The following is a 17,718-nucleotide window of genomic DNA, read 5'->3' on the forward strand; positions in this document are numbered from 1 at the left end:
CGTAGACTGAGGCGCTCGCAACGAAGCGACACGCCGACTCGCTTCGCGGCACCATCACGCAGGGAGTTACGACCGTGGCAAGTGGCAACGCGATCCGAGGTAGCCGGGTCGGGGCGGGGCCGATGGGCGAGGCCGAGCGCGGCGAGTCCGCGCCGCGTCTGCGCATCTCCTTCTGGTGCTCCAACGGGCACGAGACGCAGCCGAGCTTCGCCAGCGACGCGCAGGTGCCCGAGACCTGGGACTGCCCGCGCTGTGGCTTCCCGGCCGGTCAGGACCGGGACAACCCGCCGGACCCGCCGCGCACCGAGCCGTACAAGACGCATCTCGCGTACGTACGGGAGCGGCGCAGCGACGCGGACGGCGAGGCGATCCTCGCCGAGGCGCTCGCCAAACTGCGGGGCGAGATCTAGGAGTTGAGAACCGGCCGGGTGCCCGAGGGCGCCTGGCCGGAGCTGTCTGGGCGGCCGGTCCCGGCCCGTTGTCAGTGGCGCCCTCTACGGTTTGTGCATCAGCGAATCGTGAGGGGGCGGCGGTGACGACGGGGGAGCGGGCACCCGCGTGGCGCGGGGGATTCGGACGGCTGTGGACGGCCGCCGTGGTCTCCCGGTTCGGGGACGCGTTACGGACGTCCGCGCTGCCCCTGCTGGCCGCGCGCCTGACCGAGGACCCGCTCGCCATCGCCTCGGTGACCGCCTGCGGCTATGTGCCGTGGCTGCTGTTCGGGCTGCTCGGCGGTGCCGTCGCGGACCGGGTGGACCAGCGGCGCGCGATGTGGGCCGTCGACACCGTACGAGGGCTGCTCGTGGCCGCCTTCGCGCTCGCCGTGGGGCTCGGCCACGCGTCGATTCCGCTGCTGCTCCTGCTCGCCTTCGCGCTGACGACCCTTCAGACGCTCTTCGACAACGCGTCCACGGCCCTGCTGCCCTCCCTCGTGGACCGCCAGGCCCTGGGCGGCGCCAACGCCCGGCTGATGACCGGTCAGCAGATCGCGGGCGGTCTGCTCGGTGCCCCGCTGGTGCCGCTGTTGCTGACGGCCGGCGCGTTCATGCCCTTCGCGGCCGACGCGAGCACCTACCTGGCGGCCGCCGCCCTGGTCGCGTCCCTGCGGACACGGCCGCCGGAGCGGCCGCCGCGCCCGGTCGGCAGCACCCTGCGCGCCGAGATCGGCGAGGGTCTGCGCGCCCTGTGGCAGGACCGGGCCCTGCGGGCGGTCTGCGTCTCCACCCTGCTCTGCAACATCGGCATGGGCGCCCTCATCGCCACCCTCGTGCTGCATGTGACCCGCTGGCTGCACGCCGGCACCGCCGGATACGCGGCCGCCGTGACCGCGTACTCAGCAGGCAGCATCACCGGCGGCTTCCTCGCCCAGCGCATCGCCCGCCGCACCGGCCGGGTGCGCGCCCTGCTGGTCGCCGGGACCGTCCAGACATCGTCCCTGGTCCTCATGGGTACCGTGCGGCACCTCGGCGCCCTCGTCGCCGGCATGCTGCTGCTCGGCGCGATGAACATGGTGTGGAACGTCAACCAGGTCACGCTGATGCAGCAACGCGCGCCCGAGTCGATGACCGGCCGGGTCGCCTCCGCCTTCCGCACCTCCTCCACGTCCGGAGCGCCGCTCGGCGCCCTCCTCGGCGGAGCCGTCGCCGCGGCGTACGGCCTGAACGGACCCGCGCTGCTGGCGGCCGTCCTCTTCGGCCTGGCCGTCACCTCGTTGATACCGGTGCGCAAGCCGGACGTACCTGTTGTTGCGCCGCGGGACGGCGCGACAGCAGGCCGCGCCCCATGCTGATCAATTAGGTTGGAACCGGCAGCGGGGCGGGCACGCCACAGGACAGGTGCAAGGAAGAAGGCTGAAGTCGGAATGAACGCAGACGGCCGTACCAGGCTCAACCAGACGCCCGAGTGGACCGCGCTCGCCAAGCACCGGGAGGAGCTCGCCGACACCCATCTGCGGGACCTGTTCGCCGCGGACCCGGGACGCGGCACGGGCTACACGCTCCAGGTCGGCGACCTCTACGTCGACTACTCGAAGCACCTGGTCAACGACGACACACTGCGGCTGCTGCGCGAGCTGGCCGCCGCCACCGACGTCTTCGGCCTGCGGGACGCCATGTTCCGCGGCGAGAAGATCAACGTCACCGAGAACCGCGCGGTGCTGCACACGGCGCTGCGCGCCCCGCGCGACGCGGTGATCGAGGTCGACGGCGAGAACGTCGTGCCCCAGGTGCACGCGGTCCTGGACAAGATGAGCGGCTTCGCCGACCGCGTCCGCTCCGGCGAGTGGACCGGCCACACCGGCAAGCGCATCCGCAACATCGTCAACGTCGGCATCGGCGGCTCCGACCTCGGTCCGGCCATGGCCTACGAGGTGCTGCGCAGCTTCACCGACCGCGACCTGACGGTGCGCTTCGTCTCCAACGTCGACGGCGCCGACCTGCACGAGGCCACCCGTGACCTGGACGCGGCGGAGACGCTGTTCATCATCGCCTCCAAGACGTTCACCACGATCGAGACGATCACCAACGCGACCTCGGCCCGCAACTGGGTGCTCGGCGAACTGAAGGCCGGTCAGGAAGCCGTCGCCAAGCACTTCGTGGCCCTCTCCACGAACTCCGAGAAGGTGTCGGACTTCGGCATCGACACGGCCAACATGTTCGAGTTCTGGGACTGGGTCGGCGGCCGCTACTCCTACGACTCCGCCATCGGCCTCTCCCTGATGATCGCCATCGGCCCGGACCGCTTCCGCGAGATGCTCGACGGCTTCCACCTGGTCGACGAGCACTTCCGCACCGCCCCCGCCGACTCCAACGTCCCGCTCCTGCTGGGCCTGTTGGGCATCTGGTACGACAACTTCCACGACGCCCAGTCGCACGCGGTGCTGCCGTACAGCCACTACCTCTCCAAGTTCACCGCCTACCTCCAGCAGCTGGACATGGAGTCCAACGGCAAGCACGTGGCGCGGGACGGCAAGGAGGTCGAGTGGACCACCGGCCCGGTCGTCTGGGGCACGCCGGGCACCAACGGCCAGCACGCCTACTACCAGTTGATCCACCAGGGCACGAAGCTGATCCCGGCGGACTTCATCGGGTTCGCCGAGCCGGTCGCGGAGCTCAGCGGTGAACTGAAGGCGCAGCACGACCTGTTGATGGCGAACTTCTTCGCCCAGACCCAGGCGCTGGCCTTCGGCAAGACCGCCGACGAGGTCCGCGCGGAGGGCGTCGCGGAGGAACTGGTCCCGCACAAGACCTTCGAGGGCAACCGCCCGACGACCACCATCCTCGCGAAGGAACTCACCCCGTCGGTCCTCGGCCAGCTCGTGGCCCTCTACGAGCACAAGGTCTTCACCCAGGGCGCCGTCTGGAACATCGACTCCTTCGACCAGTGGGGCGTGGAGCTCGGCAAGGTCCTCGCCAAGCGCGTGGAACCGGCCCTGACGGAGGGCGCCGAGGTCGAGGGCCTCGACGCGTCCAGCAAGGCCCTGGTCGCCAAGTACCGGGAGCTGCGCGGGCGCTGAGCCCGACAGCGGTCATGAGGTCATGAAAAAACCCGTACGGCCACCAACGGCCGTACGGGTTCTTCCGGAGCTTCGTCAGGGCGAAGCCGGCGGATACAGCGACCGCGGCAGCTGGGCCGCCGCCGTCGAGTCCAGGAGCCACAGGGTGCGCTGTCGGCCCTGGGCGCCCGCCGCCGGGGCCTGGATCTCGCCCGCGCCCGAGAGGGCGATGGCGACGGCCTCGGCCTTGTCGTCGCCCGCCGCCAGCAGCCAGACCTCACGGGCCGACCGGATGGCGGGGAGCGTGAGAGAGACCCGGGTCGGCGGGGGCTTGGGGGCCCCGTGGACACCGACCACCGTGCGTTCCGTCTCGCGGACCGCGGGGAGCTCGGGGAACAGCGAGGCCACATGGGTGTCCGGCCCGACGCCCAGCATCAGGACGTCGAAGGTGGGCACCGAGCCGTGGTTCTCGGGGCCGGCCGCACGGGCCAGCTCCGCCGCGTAGGCCTCGGCCGCCGCGTCCACGTCCGTACCCCAGGGACCGTCCGACGCGGGCATGGCGTGCACGCGCTTCGGGTCCACCGGGACCTGGTCGAGCAGGGCCTCGCGGGCCTGGGTGACATTGCGTTCCGGGTCGCCCTCGGGGAGGAAACGCTCGTCGCCCCACCACAGGTCGAGCCGGCTCCAGTCGATGGCGTCCCTGGCCGGTGCCGCGGCCAGGGCCGCGAGCAGGCCGTTGCCGTTGCGGCCGCCCGTGAGGACCACGGACGCCTCGCCCCGGGAGGCCTGGGCGTCCACGATCTTCGTGATCAGGCGGGCCGCGGCGGCCTGCGCCATCAGCTCCTTGTCGTGGTGCACGACCAGCTGGGGAGTGCTCATGTCGCCTTCGCCCTCTTCTTCAGCGGTGGCGGTTCCTGCGTCGCCGATTCTGTCGCGGGAGCCTCGGCAGCGGCTTCGAGCCCGGTTCCGACGACGGCCCGTTCTCCTTTGGGCGACGGGTCCGTCGTAGCGGGAACCGGAGCCGGAGCGGGATCCACGGCCGGAGCCGTGGGTGCCGAAGCCGACGCGTTCAGCCGCTCCACGCCGAACCGCAGCGCGGACGCGTACGTGTCGTCCGGGTCGAGCCGGCGCAGTTCCTCCGCGATCAGCTCGGCCGTCTCCCGCCGCTTCAGCGCCACCGCGCGGTCCGGCTGACCGTCGATGGACAGGGTGGCGAGGGAGCCGTCCGCGCGGTCCAGCGCGATCGCGCCCTCGCTGGTCTCCAGGCGGACCGCCGTCAGGCCCGGGCCGGAGGACAGCGACCGCTTGACGGGGACGTCCAGCCGGTCCGCGAGCCACATCGCCAGCAGCTCGCAGCTCGGGTTGAACTCCTCGCCCTCCACCTCGACCGCCTTGACCTCGCAGACCACCTGGTCCAGGGCCGCCGCCAGCATGGAGCGCCAGGGGGTGATCCGGGTCCAGGAGAGGTCGGTGTCGCCGGGGGTGTAGGTGTCGGCGCGGGCGGTCAGTTCGCGTACCGGCTGTTCGGAGGCGTAGGTGTCGGTGACCCGGCGCTGGGCGAGGGCGCCGAGGGGGTCCTTGGCGGGGTCGATGGGGGCGTTGACCGGCCACCAGACGACGACCGGTGCGTCGGGCAGCAGCAGGGGCAGGACGACGGAGTCGGCGTGGTCGGCGACCTCGCCGAACAGCCGGAGCAGGACCGTCTCGCCGGAGCCGGCGTCCACGCCCACCCGGACCTCGGCGTCCAGGCGGGACGTCGTGCGGTCGCGGGGGGAGCGGGAGACGCGCTTGATGACGACCAGGGTGCGCGAGGGGTGTTCGTGCGAGGCGTCGCCGGCGGCCTTGAGGGCGTCGTAGGCGTTCTCCTCGTCGGTGACGATGACGAGGGTGAGGACCATGCCCACGGCGGGGGTGCCGATGGCGCGGCGGCCCTGTACCAGTGCCTTGTTGACCTTGCCGGCCGTGGTGTCCGTGAGGTCTGTTTTCATGGCCGGCGCCAGCTCCGTCCTTCTCGTGCGAGCATCTCGTCGGCCTCGGCGGGGCCCCAGGTGCCCGACTTGTACTGGGCGGGCCTGCCGTGCTGGTCCCAGTGTTCCTCGATCGGGTCGAGGATCTTCCAGGACAGCTCGACCTCCTCGGTGCGCGGGAAGAGGTTGGCGTCGCCGAGCAGCACGTCCAGGATCAGGCGTTCGTAGGCCTCGGGGGAGGACTCGGTGAAGGACTCGCCGTAGGCGAAGTCCATCGAGACGTCCCGGATCTCCATGGAGGTGCCGGGGACCTTGGAGCCGAAGCGGACGGTGATGCCCTCGTCGGGCTGGACGCGGATGACGACGGCGTTCTGCCCGAGTTCCTCGGTGGCGGTGTGGTCGAAGGGGGAGTGCGGGGCCCTTTGGAAGACGACCGCGATCTCGGTGACGCGGCGGCCGAGGCGTTTGCCGGTGCGCAGGTAGAAGGGGACGCCCGCCCAGCGGCGGTTGTCGACCTCGACCTTGATGGCGGCGTAGGTGTCGGTCTTCGACTGGGCGTTGATGCCGTCCTCTTCGAGGTAGCCGATGACTTTCTCGCCGCCCTGCCAGCCGGCCGCGTACTGTCCGCGCACGGTGTCGCGGCCGAGGTCTTTGGGGAGCCGGACGGCGCCGAGGACCTTGGTCTTCTCGGCGGCCAGTGCGTCCGCGTCGAAGGAGGACGGTTCCTCCATGGCGGTCAGCGCCATGAGCTGGAGGAGGTGGTTCTGGATGACGTCGCGGGCGGCGCCGATGCCGTCGTAGTAGCCGGCGCGGCCGCCGATGCCGATGTCCTCGGCCATGGTGATCTGGACGTGGTCGACGAAGGACCGGTTCCAGATCGGCTCGAACATGGTGTTGGCGAAGCGCAGTGCGAGGATGTTCTGGACGGTCTCCTTGCCGAGGTAGTGGTCGATCCGGAACACCTGGTCCGGTTCGAAGACCTCGTGGACGACCTTGTTGAGTTCCTCGGCCGACTTGAGGTCGTGGCCGAAGGGTTTCTCGATGACCGCGCGGCGCCAGGAGCCGCCGGTCTGGTCGGCCAGGCCGTGTTTCTTCAGCTGCTGGATGACGACCGGGAAGGAGCGTGGGGGCACGGAGAGGTAGAAGGCGAAGTTGCCGCCGGTGCCCTGTGCCTTGTCGAGTTCCTCGATGGTGGAGCGCAGGCGTTCGAAGGCGTCGTCGTCGTCGAAGGTGCCCTGGACGAAGCGCATGCCCTGGATGAGCTGCTGCCAGACCTCTTCGCGGAACGGGGTGCGGGCGTGTTCCTTGACGGCGTCGTGGACCTCGGCGGCGAAGTCCTCGTTGGCCCACTCGCGGCGGGCGAAGCCGACCAGGGAGAAGCCCGGCGGCAGCAGACCCCGGTTGGCGAGGTCGTACACGGCGGGCATGAGCTTCTTGCGGGAGAGGTCGCCCGTGACGCCGAAGATGACCAGGCCCGACGGCCCCGCGATACGCGGGAGCCGTCGGTCTGCGGGGTCACGCAGCGGGTTGCTGCTTGACAGGGTTCAGCCCTCCGAGGGGGTCAGGCGCTCCAGCACCGCCTGGGTCGACTTGAGCAGGTCGTTCCAGGACGCCTCGAACTTCTCGACGCCCTCGTCCTCCAGGACCTGGACCACGTCGTCGTACGAGATCCCGAGCTTCTCGACGGCGTCGAGGTCGGCGCGGGCCTGGGCGTACGTGCCGGTGATCGTGTCGCCGGTGATGCCGCCGTGGTCCTCGACCGCGACGAGGGTGGCCTCCGGCATGGTGTTCACCGTGTTCGGCGCGACCAGGTCGTCGACGTACAGGGTGTCCTTGTACGCCGGGTCCTTGACGCCGGTGGAGGCCCACAGCGGACGCTGCTTGCGGGCGCCCGCGGACTCCAGCGCGGTCCAGCGGGCCGAGGAGAAGACCTCCTCGTACGCCTGGTAGGCGAGGCGCGCGTTGGCGACGGCGGCCTTGCCGCGCAGCGCCTTGGCCTCGTCGGTGCCCAGCTCGTTCAGGCGCTTGTCGATCTCGGTGTCCACCCGGGACACGAAGAACGACGCCACCGAACGGATGAGCGACAGGTCGAGGCCGCGCTCCTTGGCCTTCTCCAGACCGGCCAGGTAGGCGTCCATGACCTCGCGGTAACGCTCCAGCGAGAAGATCAGCGTGACGTTGACGCTGATACCGAGGCCGATGACCTCGGTGATCGCCGGGAGACCCGCCTTGGTGGCCGGGATCTTGATGAGGGTGTTGGGGCGGTCCACCAGCCAGGCCAGCTGCTTGGCCTCGGCGACCGTCGCCTTGGTGTGGTGCGCCAGGCGCGGGTCGACCTCGATGGAGACCCGGCCGTCCTGGCCGTCGGTCGCGTCGAACACCGGGCGCAGGATGTCGGCGGCGTCGCGGACGTCCGCCGTGGTGATCATGCGGATGGCCTCTTCGACGGTGACCTTGCGGGCGGCGAGGTCGGAGACCTGCTGCTCGTAGCCGTCACCGGAGGAGATCGCCTTCTGGAAGATCGTCGGGTTGGTGGTGACGCCCACGACGTGCTGCTGGTCGATCAGCTCGGCGAGGTTGCCGGACGTGATCCGCTTGCGCGACAGGTCGTCCAGCCAGATCGCGACGCCTTCCTCGGAGAGGCGCTTGAGTGCGTCTGTCATGGAATTACATCTCCTACGTGTCGTATATGAGCGTCAGCGCTGGGCGGCGGCGATGGATTCCCGGGCCTTGGCGGCCACGTTCTCGGCAGTGAAGCCGAACTCCTGGAAGAGCACCTTGCCGTCGGCGGAAGCACCGAAGTGCTCCAGGGAAACGATGCGGCCGGCGTCCCCGACGTACTTGTGCCAGGTGAGGCCGATACCCGCCTCGACCGACACACGCGCCTTGACGGACGGCGGCAGGACGCTGTCCCGGTACCCCTGGTCCTGCTCCTCGAACCACTCCACGCACGGCATCGACACGACGCGCGTGGGCACGCCGTCGGCCTCCAGCCGCTCGCGCGCCTCGACGGCGACGTGCACCTCGGAACCGGTGGCGATGAGGATGACCTCGGGGGTGCCGTTCGACGCCTCGAAGAGGACGTAACCGCCCTTGACGGTGTCCTCGTTGGACTCGTACACCGGCACGCCCTGGCGGGTCAGCGCCAGACCGTGCGGGGCGCCCTTGCCGAAGACCTTGGTGTAGCGGCGGAGGATCTCGCGCCAGGCGATCGCGGTCTCGTTGGCGTCGGCGGGACGCACGACGTTGAGACCGGGGATGGCGCGCAGCGAGGCGAGGTGCTCGACCGGCTGGTGGGTGGGGCCGTCCTCGCCGAGACCGATGGAGTCGTGGGTCCACACGTACGTCACCGGCAGGTGCATCAGCGCCGACAGGCGCACGGCGTTGCGCATGTAGTCGGAGAACACCAGGAACGTACCGCCGTAGACACGGGTGTTGCCGTGCAGGGTGATGCCGTTCATCTCCGCGGCCATGGAGTGCTCGCGGATACCGAAGTGGATGGTGCGCCCGTACGGGTCCGCCTCCGGCAGCGGGTTGTCCGCCGGCAGGAACGAGCTGTCCTTGTCGATGGTCGTGTTGTTCGACCCGGCCAGGTCGGCGGAACCGCCCCACAGCTCGGGGACGATCGCGCCGAGCGCCTGGAGCACCTTGCCGGAGGCGGCACGGGTCGCGATGCCCTTGCCGGGCTCGAAGACCGGGACCTTCTCCTCCCAGCCCCTGGGCAGCTCGCCCGCGGAGATGCGGTCGAACTCCGCGGCGCGCTCGCCGTTGTTGTCACGCCACAGCTGGAAGGACTTCTCCCACTCCGCCTTCGCGGCCGCGCCGCGCTCGCCGGCCTGCCGGGTGTGCGCGATGACCTCCTCGGCGACGTCGAAGCTCTTCTCCGCATCGAAGCCCAGGACGCGCTTGGTGGCCGCGACCTCGTCCGCACCCAGCGCCGAGCCGTGGGCGGCCTCGGTGTTCTGCGCGTTCGGGGCGGGCCAGGCGATGATCGAGCGCATCGCGATGAAGGACGGCTTGTCCGTCACCTTCTTCGCGGCCTCGATCGCGTTGTAGAGGGCGTGCGGGTCCAGGTCGCCGTCCGGCTTCGGGGCGATCCGCTGCACATGCCAGCCGTACGCCTCGAACCGCTTGACGGTGTCCTCGGACACGGCCGTCTCGGTGTCGCCCTCGATCGAGATGTGGTTGTCGTCCCACAGCAGGACCAGGTTGCCGAGCTCCTGGTGGCCGGCCATCGAGGACGCCTCCGCGGAGATGCCCTCCTGCAGACAGCCGTCACCGGCGATGCAGTAGATGAAGTGGTCGAAGGGCGACTCGCCCTGCGGCGCCTCCGGGTCGAACAGACCACGCTCGTAGCGGGAGGCCATCGCCATCCCGACGGCGTTGGCAACCCCCTGGCCCAGCGGACCGGTGGTGGTCTCCACGCCCCTGGTGTGGCCGTACTCCGGATGGCCCGGGGTCTTCGAACCCCAGGTGCGGAACGCTTCCAGGTCCGCCAGCTCCAGGCCGAAACCGGCCAGGTAGAGCTGTGTGTAGAGGGTCAGCGACGAGTGACCGGCAGACAGCACGAAGCGGTCGCGGCCCACCCAGTCGGGGTCGGACGGGTCGTGCCGCATCACCTTCTGGAAGAGGGTGTACGCGGCCGGGGCCAGGCTCATCGCCGTACCCGGATGGCCGTTGCCGACCTTCTGTACGGCGTCGGCGGCCAGGACGCGGGCGGTGTCGACGGCCCGCTGGTCCAACTCGGTCCAGTCGAGGTCTGTGGTGGTCGGCTTGGTGCTCACCCTGAGTCAGGGCTCCTCTCCACATGTTCGGTTACCGGCTCACGGGCACACGCCCACACCGGCTGCCGGCGCACTGGGTGCCCACCGGCCGTTGTCGAGCCTACCCCCGTAAGGACGTGCATTTTTTCGAGTGTTTCCAGACTGCCGGGACTCTCGGGGATCCGCCTCCCGACTGGCCGAGAAGGCATGTCGGCACTCGAATGCAGTTGAATACGCAGCCGCTCATCTGACTGCTCAATCGAGCCACCCCACCCCTCTCCCGAGACGCCTCCCAACACGACCCCACCCCCGCGAAGGTCGGGGTATGGGCAACGTCTAAAGTGGCGTGGTACGCGCGAGCCTTTACCGTGAGTTCACACGGCGGGGCTCGCTGGGATGTCTCTGTCAGGGGTGTGCGTGACGGCCGTCGAATCCCGTCCAGCGGGGGTACTCGGTGCGAGCGAGAGCCCGAGTCACCGGCCGTTCGGGGCCCGTGTCAAAGCTTTCGTGGCGCTGACCAAGCCACGGATCATCGAGCTTCTGCTCATCACCACGGTTCCGGTGATGTTCCTGGCGCAGCAGGGTGTGCCCGACCTGAAGCTGGTGCTGCTCACCTGCCTCGGCGGCTACCTGTCCGCCGGCGGCGCCAACGCGCTCAACATGTACATCGACCGGGACATCGACGCGCTGATGGACCGCACCTCGCAGCGTCCGCTGGTGACCGGCATGGTCAGCCCGCGCGAGTGCCTCGCCTTCGGCATCACCCTGGCGGTCGTCTCCACACTGCTGTTCGGGTTCGCCGTCAACTGGCTGAGCGCCTGGCTGTCACTCGGAGCGCTCCTCTTCTACGTCGTCGTCTACACGATGATCCTCAAGCGCCGTACCGCGCAGAACATCGTGTGGGGCGGCATCGCGGGCTGCATGCCGGTGCTCATCGGCTGGTCCGCGGTGACGGACTCGCTCTCGATCGCCCCGGTCATCCTCTTCCTGGTCATCTTCTTCTGGACGCCGCCGCACTACTGGCCGCTGTCCATGAAGGTGAAGGACGACTACGCGCGCGTGGGCGTGCCGATGCTCCCGGTCGTCGCCTCCAACAAGGTGGTCGCCAAGCAGATCGTCATCTACAGCTGGGTGATGGTCGCCGTCTCCCTGCTCCTCACCCCCCTCGGCTACACCGGCTGGTTCTACACCCTGGTCGCGCTCGCGGCGGGCGGCTGGTGGCTGTGGGAGGCGCACGCCCTGCAGAACCGCGCGAAGGCCGAGGCGACGGGCGGGAAGCTCAAGGAGATGCGCCTGTTCCACTGGTCCATCACCTACGTCTCGCTGCTCTTCGTGGCGGTGGCGGTGGACCCCTTCCTGAGGTAAGGGTCACTCGCCCCATACGTCGCCAAGCGATCTACCCGTCGGTAGCATCCTGACCATGGCAGACACGCAGCAGGTTGACCAGAAGGCCGAGCGCAAGGTGGCGCGCCTCGCCAAGCAGATCGACACCTTCGCCAAGGCGCACGGCGGCGCCGAGGGCCAGGTGGCCCACATCGGCGAACGCGGCGCACGCATCGTCCTCGTCGGCGAGGACGGCGGCTGGGGCGACCTGGTGGCCCCGAGCACCGAGATCGCCCGGCAGGCGGTGGAGAAGGCGGGCATCACCGTCCACGAGTCCTTCGACGGCGAGTTCGCGGCGAAGGTACAGACGGGCCCGTACGAGTGGAAGCGCATGGCCGGCATCCAGATCGGCGGCTGATTCAGCGCCCCGTCAGGGCGCAGGGAACTGCGCGACCAGCCCCCACCGGGCTGCGGCCGAAGAACGACCGCACACCGCGACCTCCATCCCGGTTCCCCCGTTAAGACGGTTAAGTAGCCGTCCACACGGGAGCCCGGATGATCGAAACGCCGTCCCTGGTGGACCAGTACTGCCACGGAGTGCTCCGCACCGAGCTGGGCCTGGGCACCTTCGAGGCCCAGCTCGCCCGCACCGAAGGCCCCCCGGCCCCCGGCACCACCCTCTTCGACACCCAGACCGGTTTCGCCGTACGGCGCTGGTGCCCCCCGCTCCTCGGCCTCGAACCCCACTCCGCGCCCGCCCGCTACCTGGCCCGGCGTCGCGAGCTGGGCGTCCTGGAGACGGGCCGCCGTCTCCTGCGCGGCAGCGGCATCACCACCTACCTCGTCGACACCGGCCTCCCCGGCGACCTCACCGGCCCCGCCGAAATGGCCTCGACCGGCGACGCGGAGGCCCGCGAGATCGTCCGTCTGGAACTGCTCGCGGAGCAGGTCGCCGACACCTCCGGCACCGTCGAGTCCTTCCTCGCCAACCTCGCCGAGTCGGTGCACGGCGCGGCGGCGAACGCGGTCGCCTTCACCTCGGTCGCCGGTCTCCGCCATGGACTGGCGCTGGCTCCCGAGCCGCCCGGCCCCGGTGAGGTGAGAGGCGCGGCAGGCCGCTGGCTGGCGGCCCGCCCGGTCGGCGGCGAGCTGACCGACCCGGTTCTGCTGCGCCACCTGCTCTGGATCGCCGTGGCGTCCGGCCGCCCCCTCCAGCTGCACGCGGGTCTCGGCGAGCCCGGCGCCCGGATCGACCGTACCGACCCGGTCCTGCTCACCGACTTCGTCCGGGCCACCGCGGGCCTCGGCACCGACCTGGTCCTGCTGCACGGCTACCCCTACCACCGCCACGCCGCCCACCTCGCCGGCGTCTTCCCGCACGTCTACGCCGACTCGGGCGCGGCCCTGGTCCGCACCGGCGCCCGCGCGGCGACGATCCTCGCCGAGATCCTGGAACTGGCCCCCTTCGGCAAGATCCTCTTCTCCAGCGGCGCCCACGGCCTGCCCGAACTGCACGTCGTCGGCGCCCGCCTCTTCCGCGAGTCCCTCGGACGGGTGCTGGGCACCTGGGTGGCCGAGGACGCGTGGTCGCTCGCCGACGCCCAGCGCGTGGCCGGACTGATCGCGGCGGGAAACGCGAAGCGGGTCTACGGGCTGGAGTGAAACGGGTGTACGGGCTGGAGCGAGCTGTACAGACTGGGCGGATGCAGACCGAGACGTTATTGGCCCGTTTCCGCCACGAGCTGACAGCCCTGGACCCGGTCGCCGTCTGGGCGCACGGCTCGCTCGCCGCGGGCGACGACTACCAGGAGGGCCGCAGCGACCTGGACCTGGTCGCGGTGCTGCCGGGCCGGGTGACCCCGGCGGTCGTCTGGAAGGTCGCCGTGGCACACGCCCGGCTGCGCGCGCTGCCGCTCGCCCCCGTGCTGCACTGCACCTATCTGACCCCGTCGACGGCGGCCGACCCCGCCCGGACCCATCTGACCTTCGCGTACGGGCAACTGTTCAGACGGCCGGTCAGCCCGGTGACCCGGCGTGAGCTGCACGCCTTCGGACGGGTGCTGGACGGACGGCCGCCCGCCGGGCTGCTGCCGCCGGTGACGGACCGGGAACTCGCCGACCACGTCCTCCGCGACCAGCGGGACTACTGGCGGCCCGTCGTCGACAAGGCCCCGCTGTGGACCCGGGACGTCTGGGTCGACCTGGGCCTGATCACCTTCGCCCGCGCCACCGTCACCGCACGCGAGGGCCGCCTCATCTCCAAACGCGAGGCACTCGACCTGCTGCCCGGCCTGGGCGCCCCCGCCGAGGTCGTCGAGGACGTCCGCCGGCGCCGTTACGGCGACCCCGCGCCGCCCACCGAGGAGTGGACGGCGCGCAGGGCCCGGCTGGCCCGGGACTACTTGGGCCCGGCGATCGACGCGCTCACGGCGTCGTACGGCTGAGCGGGCAGGTCGGCCACGGCGTCGGCGCGTTCCCGCAGGGACAGCAGGACGCGCAGTACGCCGATCCACACCAGGCAGGAGCCGAACATGTGCAGGCCGACCAGGACCGTCGGCAGATGCGTGAAGTACTGGACGTAACCGATCACGCCCTGGCCGAGCAGGATCAGGAACAGGTCGCGGGTGCGGTCGCGCGGTCCCTGGGGTGCGTCGATGCCCTTGAGGAAGAACCACAGCGCGAAGGTCAGCGAGACCACGATCCAGGCCAGGACCGCGTGCAGTTCGGCGACGCCCGACCAGCTGACGTCGATGCGCTCGACGTCGCCGGAGTCGCCCGGGTGCGGTCCCGCGCCGGTCACCACCGTGCCCGCGGCGATGAGCAGCAACGACACGACCACCAGGGCCCGGACCAGCTGCTGCACGGCCTTGCCGACCAGCGGCCGCGGCTCCCCGTCACCCTCGCGGGTGCGCTGCCACATCACGGCGGCGACCGTGATGAGCGCCGTCGCCAGCAGGAAGTGGGCGGCGACGGTGTACGGGTTGAGGCCGACGAGCACCACGATGCCGCCGAGGATCGCGTTGCTCATCACGAGCCAGAACTGCGCCCAGCCCAGCCGGGTCAGACTGCGCCGGTACGGCTTCTCGGACCGGGCGGCGATGATCGCCCAGCCGACCGCCGCGCACAGCACGTACGTCAGCATGCGGTTCGTGAACTCGATGGCGCTGTGATAGCTCAGCGCGGTCGTCGGGGTCAGCGAGCCGGCGGTGCACTCGGGCCAGGTCGGGCAGCCGAGGCCCGAGCCGGTGAGGCGTACCGCGCCACCGGTGACCACGATGACCACCGACATGACGAGCGCGGCGAGGGCCGCACGCCGGACGGTCCGGGGATCCGGGGTCCAGCGGGCGGCGATGAAGGCGAGCGGGTTGCGCAGAGCGGCTACGGCGTCGGCGGGGGTCAGCTTTGGCACGCGCACCATCGTAGGGCGCCGCTTGTGCATGCGTTCACGAGGGTCACTCCCAGCGGAAGAAACGGCCCGCGGCGGCCAGGCCCAGCACCGCCCACACGCCGAGGATCCCCAGGTCGCCCCAGGGTGTCCCGGCCCCGTGCTGGAGCACGTCCCGCAGCCCGTCCGACAGGGCGGAGATGGGCAGCAGGCCGAGGACGTCCTGGGCGCCGCCGAACTTGTCCAGCGGGACGATGACCCCGCCGCCCACGAGCAGCAGCAGGAAGACCAGGTTGGCGGCGGCCAGGGTCGCCTCCGCCTTGAGCGTGCCCGCCATCAGCAGGCCCAGCCCGGAGAAGGCGGCCGTGCCGAGGACCAGCAGGAGCAGGACGGCGAGGGGGTTGCCGTGCGGGGACCAGCCGAGGGCGAAGGCGATCACCGTCAGGAGGATCACCTGGAGGATCTCCGTGACCAGGACCGACGCGGTCTTCGCCGCCATCAGGCCCCAGCGGGGGAGCGGGGAGGAGGCGAGGCGCTTCAGGACGCCGTAGCGGCGCTCGAAGCCCGTCGCGATGGCCTGGCCGGTGAAGGCCGTGGACATGACGGCGAGGGCGAGGATGCCGGGGGTAAGGAAGTCGACCGACTTGCCCGCGCCCGTGTCGACGACGTCCACCGAGCTGAACAGGACCAGCAGGAGGGTCGGGATGACGACCGTCAGCAGGAGCTGCTCGCCGTTGCGGAGCAGCATCCTCGTCTCCAGGGCCGCCTGCGCCGCGATCATGCGGGGGAGCGGGGCGGCACCCGGCCGGGGGGCGTAGGTGCCCGTCGCGGTGGTCGCGGTGGTCATGAGCGCAGCTCCTTGCCGGTCAGCTCCAGGAAGACGTCCTCCAGCGTGTGCCGCTCGACCGAGATGCGGTCGGGCATCACCCCGTGCTGGGCGCACCACGAGGTCACCGTCGCCAGCAGCTGCGGGTTGACCTTGCCCATGACCCGGTAGGACCCCGGGGTCAGCTCGGCGGCCGAGGAGTCGGCCGGGAGCGCCTTGAGCAGGGAGCCGACGTCGAGCCCGGGGCGGCCGGTGAACCGCAGGGTGTTCTCGGCGCCGCCCTTGCACAGTTCCTCGGGGGAGCCCTGGGCGATCACCCGGCCGGCGTCGATGATCGCGACGTCGTCGGCGAGCTGCTCGGCCTCCTCCATGTGGTGGGTGGTGAGGATGACCGAGACGCCGTCGGCGCGCAGGTCCCGCACCAGGTCCCAGGTGGCGTGGCGGGCCTGTGGGTCCAGGCCCGCGGTGGGCTCGTCGAGGAAGACCAGTTCCGGGCGGCCCACCACGGCCATCGCGAGCGCGAGGCGCTGCTGCTGGCCGCCGGAGAGCCGCCGGTACGACGTCCGGCCGCAGCTGCCCAGGCCGAGCCGCTCCATCAGCGCGTCCACGTCGAGGGGCTGCGCGTGCAGTCTGGCCACGTGCCGCAGCATCTCGTCGGCGCGGGCGCCGGAGTAGACACCGCCTGACTGGAGCATCACGCCCACTCTGGGGCGCAGCTCGGCGGACTGGCGTACGGGATCGAGACCCAGGACGCGCACCGAGCCGGAGTCCGGCTTCCGGTACCCCTCGCAGGTCTCGATCGTCGTCGTCTTGCCCGCTCCGTTGGGGCCGAGCACGGCGGTCACACCGGGCCGGGCCACCAGGCAGAGGCCGTCCACCGCGGTCTTCGTGCCGTACCGCTTCACCAGGTCCCGCACGTGGACCACGGGCTCACTTCGCATGGAGACAGAGTCTAGGGACGACTGCCGTCACCCGGACGGCCGGGTGCTACATCTCCTCCTCACGGGGTCGGTGTACGGCCAGCCACCGCTCGGCGTAGGCCACCGCGTCGGCCACGGGGAAGAGCCGGGTTTCGGCCGCGCCGACCTGTCCGCGGACGACGACGGGCCGGTCGCGTTCGAAGTCGTACCCCAGTTCGTCGAAGCGGTCGGAGGTGATCGACACCTCGGTCACCTCCTCCCAGCCGCCGCCGGGGGCGGGCCGGCCGACCGGGACGCGTGGCGAGGGTATGCGGTATTCGGCCAGGTGGAAGCTGGTGCAGGTGGCGTAGCCGGTGCCGAGCATGAGGACCCGCGCGCCGAGCTTCTCCAGGCGGGCCAGCGGACTCCGCTCGCCGAGCCGGCAGTCGGGGGCGTGGCCGCCGGTGATCTCGGCCGCGCGCGGACCGACCGCCGCGAAGGAGGTCTGCGGGTGCCCGCTGCGCAGGGCGCCCGGCCAGGTCCGTACGGTCTCCGGGATCACGCCGACCCCGCGCGCGGGGGTGATCCGGGGGTCGTACGAGGGCATGGTCGCCCGGACGGCCGCCCACCACTCCTGCGGTACCGGCGGATTCCGCCACACCGCCGGGTCCGAGAGGTCGCCGGTCTGGGTGGGGACCACCAGGGTGCCGTCCGGGCCGAGGGCATCGAGAAGTCCCTGGACGACCGCGACGGGTCCGCCGTTCACCCAGCCGAGGGAGCTGAGGGACGAGTGCGTCAGAAGGGTCTCGCCGGGCTGGACACCGAGGGCGCAAAGCTCGCTCGCGAGTGTGTCCCGCGTGACAAGAGGGCCGGTCGGAGGGGGTGTGGGCATGGTTCCGGAGTGTTCCGGAGGGGGCGGCCGAGCGCCACCCCATTGAGTCGAGGGATGATCGATCAAAGATCGTTTCCGCAGGTCACATTAGGTATACCTAAGTGACGCAGGGCACCGTCAGGTCACCCGGACGCGGCTTGCCTGGCTCTGAGGAATTACGCAACAATGGC

The 17,718-nt window shown here is 70.8% G+C and carries 16 protein-coding genes; 7 read left to right on the forward strand and 9 right to left on the reverse strand.

Translation table 11 applies throughout. From position 1 onward, the window contains the following. The first annotated feature begins 74 nt into the window (after window positions 1–74). The 3 genes from AB0D85_RS06845 (at window position 75) to pgi (ending at window position 3,514) form a co-directional block, all read left to right on the forward strand. Window positions 75–410, forward strand: a complete 336-nt coding sequence (locus AB0D85_RS06845; RefSeq protein WP_003976875.1) for an RNA polymerase-binding protein RbpA — start codon at window positions 75–77, stop codon at window positions 408–410. Window positions 411–595: 185 nt separating this feature from the next. Continuing rightward, window positions 596–1,789: an MFS transporter gene (locus AB0D85_RS06850; protein WP_362315227.1), complete on the forward strand. Its 1,194-nt coding sequence runs from the start codon at window positions 596–598 to the stop codon at window positions 1,787–1,789. Window positions 1,790–1,861: 72 nt separating this feature from the next. Further along, entirely contained in the window at window positions 1,862–3,514 is a 1,653-nt protein-coding gene (gene pgi, locus AB0D85_RS06855; protein WP_362314657.1) for a glucose-6-phosphate isomerase, read from the forward strand. A 75-nt stretch (window positions 3,515–3,589) separates the two neighbouring features. On the opposite strand, the gene pgl is transcribed toward pgi, so the two are convergent. Genes pgl through tkt form a run of 5 tightly spaced genes read right to left on the reverse strand, consistent with a single transcriptional unit; the run spans window position 3,590 to window position 10,244 of the window. Next, window positions 3,590–4,372 (reverse strand): 6-phosphogluconolactonase, encoded by a 783-nt coding sequence (gene pgl / locus AB0D85_RS06860; protein ID WP_362314660.1) that lies wholly within the window; start codon window positions 4,370–4,372, stop codon window positions 3,590–3,592. Further along, entirely contained in the window at window positions 4,369–5,481 is a 1,113-nt protein-coding gene (gene opcA, locus AB0D85_RS06865; RefSeq protein ID WP_362314663.1) for a glucose-6-phosphate dehydrogenase assembly protein OpcA, read from the reverse strand. Before opcA ends, pgl begins: the two co-directional genes overlap by 4 nt. Then, window positions 5,478–7,001, reverse strand: coding sequence for a glucose-6-phosphate dehydrogenase (gene zwf, locus AB0D85_RS06870; RefSeq protein WP_362315230.1), 1,524 nt, complete (start codon window positions 6,999–7,001; stop codon window positions 5,478–5,480). Before zwf ends, opcA begins: the two co-directional genes overlap by 4 nt. 3 nt (window positions 7,002–7,004) lie before the next feature. Continuing rightward, window positions 7,005–8,123 carry a transaldolase gene (gene tal / locus AB0D85_RS06875; protein ID WP_362314666.1) on the reverse strand — a complete coding sequence of 373 codons (1,119 nt, stop codon included), beginning with the start codon at window positions 8,121–8,123 and terminating at the stop codon, window positions 7,005–7,007. Window positions 8,124–8,156: 33 nt separating this feature from the next. Then, window positions 8,157–10,244 (reverse strand): transketolase, encoded by a 2,088-nt coding sequence (gene tkt, locus AB0D85_RS06880; RefSeq protein ID WP_362314669.1) that lies wholly within the window; start codon window positions 10,242–10,244, stop codon window positions 8,157–8,159. Window positions 10,245–10,634: 390 nt separating this feature from the next. Between tkt and AB0D85_RS06885 the strand changes: the two genes are divergently transcribed. The 4 genes from AB0D85_RS06885 (at window position 10,635) to AB0D85_RS06900 (ending at window position 13,990) form a co-directional block, all read left to right on the forward strand. Next, window positions 10,635–11,588, forward strand: a complete 954-nt coding sequence (locus tag AB0D85_RS06885) for a heme o synthase (RefSeq protein WP_362315233.1) — start codon at window positions 10,635–10,637, stop codon at window positions 11,586–11,588. A gap of 55 nt (window positions 11,589–11,643) precedes the next feature. Further along, window positions 11,644–11,964: a hypothetical protein gene (locus tag AB0D85_RS06890; protein WP_362314672.1), complete on the forward strand. Its 321-nt coding sequence runs from the start codon at window positions 11,644–11,646 to the stop codon at window positions 11,962–11,964. A 137-nt stretch (window positions 11,965–12,101) separates the two neighbouring features. Next, window positions 12,102–13,208 (forward strand): amidohydrolase family protein, encoded by a 1,107-nt coding sequence (locus AB0D85_RS06895; protein WP_362314675.1) that lies wholly within the window; start codon window positions 12,102–12,104, stop codon window positions 13,206–13,208. Between the two features lie 41 nt (window positions 13,209–13,249). Next, the gene (locus AB0D85_RS06900; RefSeq protein WP_362314678.1) at window positions 13,250–13,990 is read left to right on the forward strand and encodes a nucleotidyltransferase; all 741 of its coding nucleotides are present in this window, start codon (window positions 13,250–13,252) and stop codon (window positions 13,988–13,990) included. Here the strand turns inward: AB0D85_RS06900 and AB0D85_RS06905 are convergent. The 4 genes from AB0D85_RS06905 to AB0D85_RS06920 are packed head-to-tail and all read right to left on the reverse strand — an operon-like array spanning window position 13,945 to window position 17,548. Next, window positions 13,945–14,964: a COX15/CtaA family protein gene (locus AB0D85_RS06905; protein WP_362314681.1), complete on the reverse strand. Its 1,020-nt coding sequence runs from the start codon at window positions 14,962–14,964 to the stop codon at window positions 13,945–13,947. The two genes, AB0D85_RS06900 and AB0D85_RS06905, sit on opposite strands and share 46 nt — an antisense overlap. Window positions 14,965–14,998: 34 nt before the next feature. Beyond that, a complete protein-coding gene (locus AB0D85_RS06910) occupies window positions 14,999–15,778 on the reverse strand; it encodes an ABC transporter permease (protein ID WP_362314684.1) in 780 nt (259 codons plus the stop codon). Next, entirely contained in the window at window positions 15,775–16,698 is a 924-nt protein-coding gene (locus AB0D85_RS06915; RefSeq protein WP_362314687.1) for an ABC transporter ATP-binding protein, read from the reverse strand. The genes AB0D85_RS06910 and AB0D85_RS06915 overlap by 4 nt, the downstream gene beginning before the upstream one ends. Before the next feature lie 46 nt (window positions 16,699–16,744). Further along, window positions 16,745–17,548, reverse strand: coding sequence for an AAC(3) family N-acetyltransferase (locus AB0D85_RS06920; protein ID WP_362314690.1), 804 nt, complete (start codon window positions 17,546–17,548; stop codon window positions 16,745–16,747). Window positions 17,549–17,718 lie beyond the last annotated feature (170 nt).

It is taken from the genome of Streptomyces sp. NPDC048277, assembly GCF_040652235.1.
Taxonomy (GTDB): domain Bacteria; phylum Actinomycetota; class Actinomycetes; order Streptomycetales; family Streptomycetaceae; genus Streptomyces.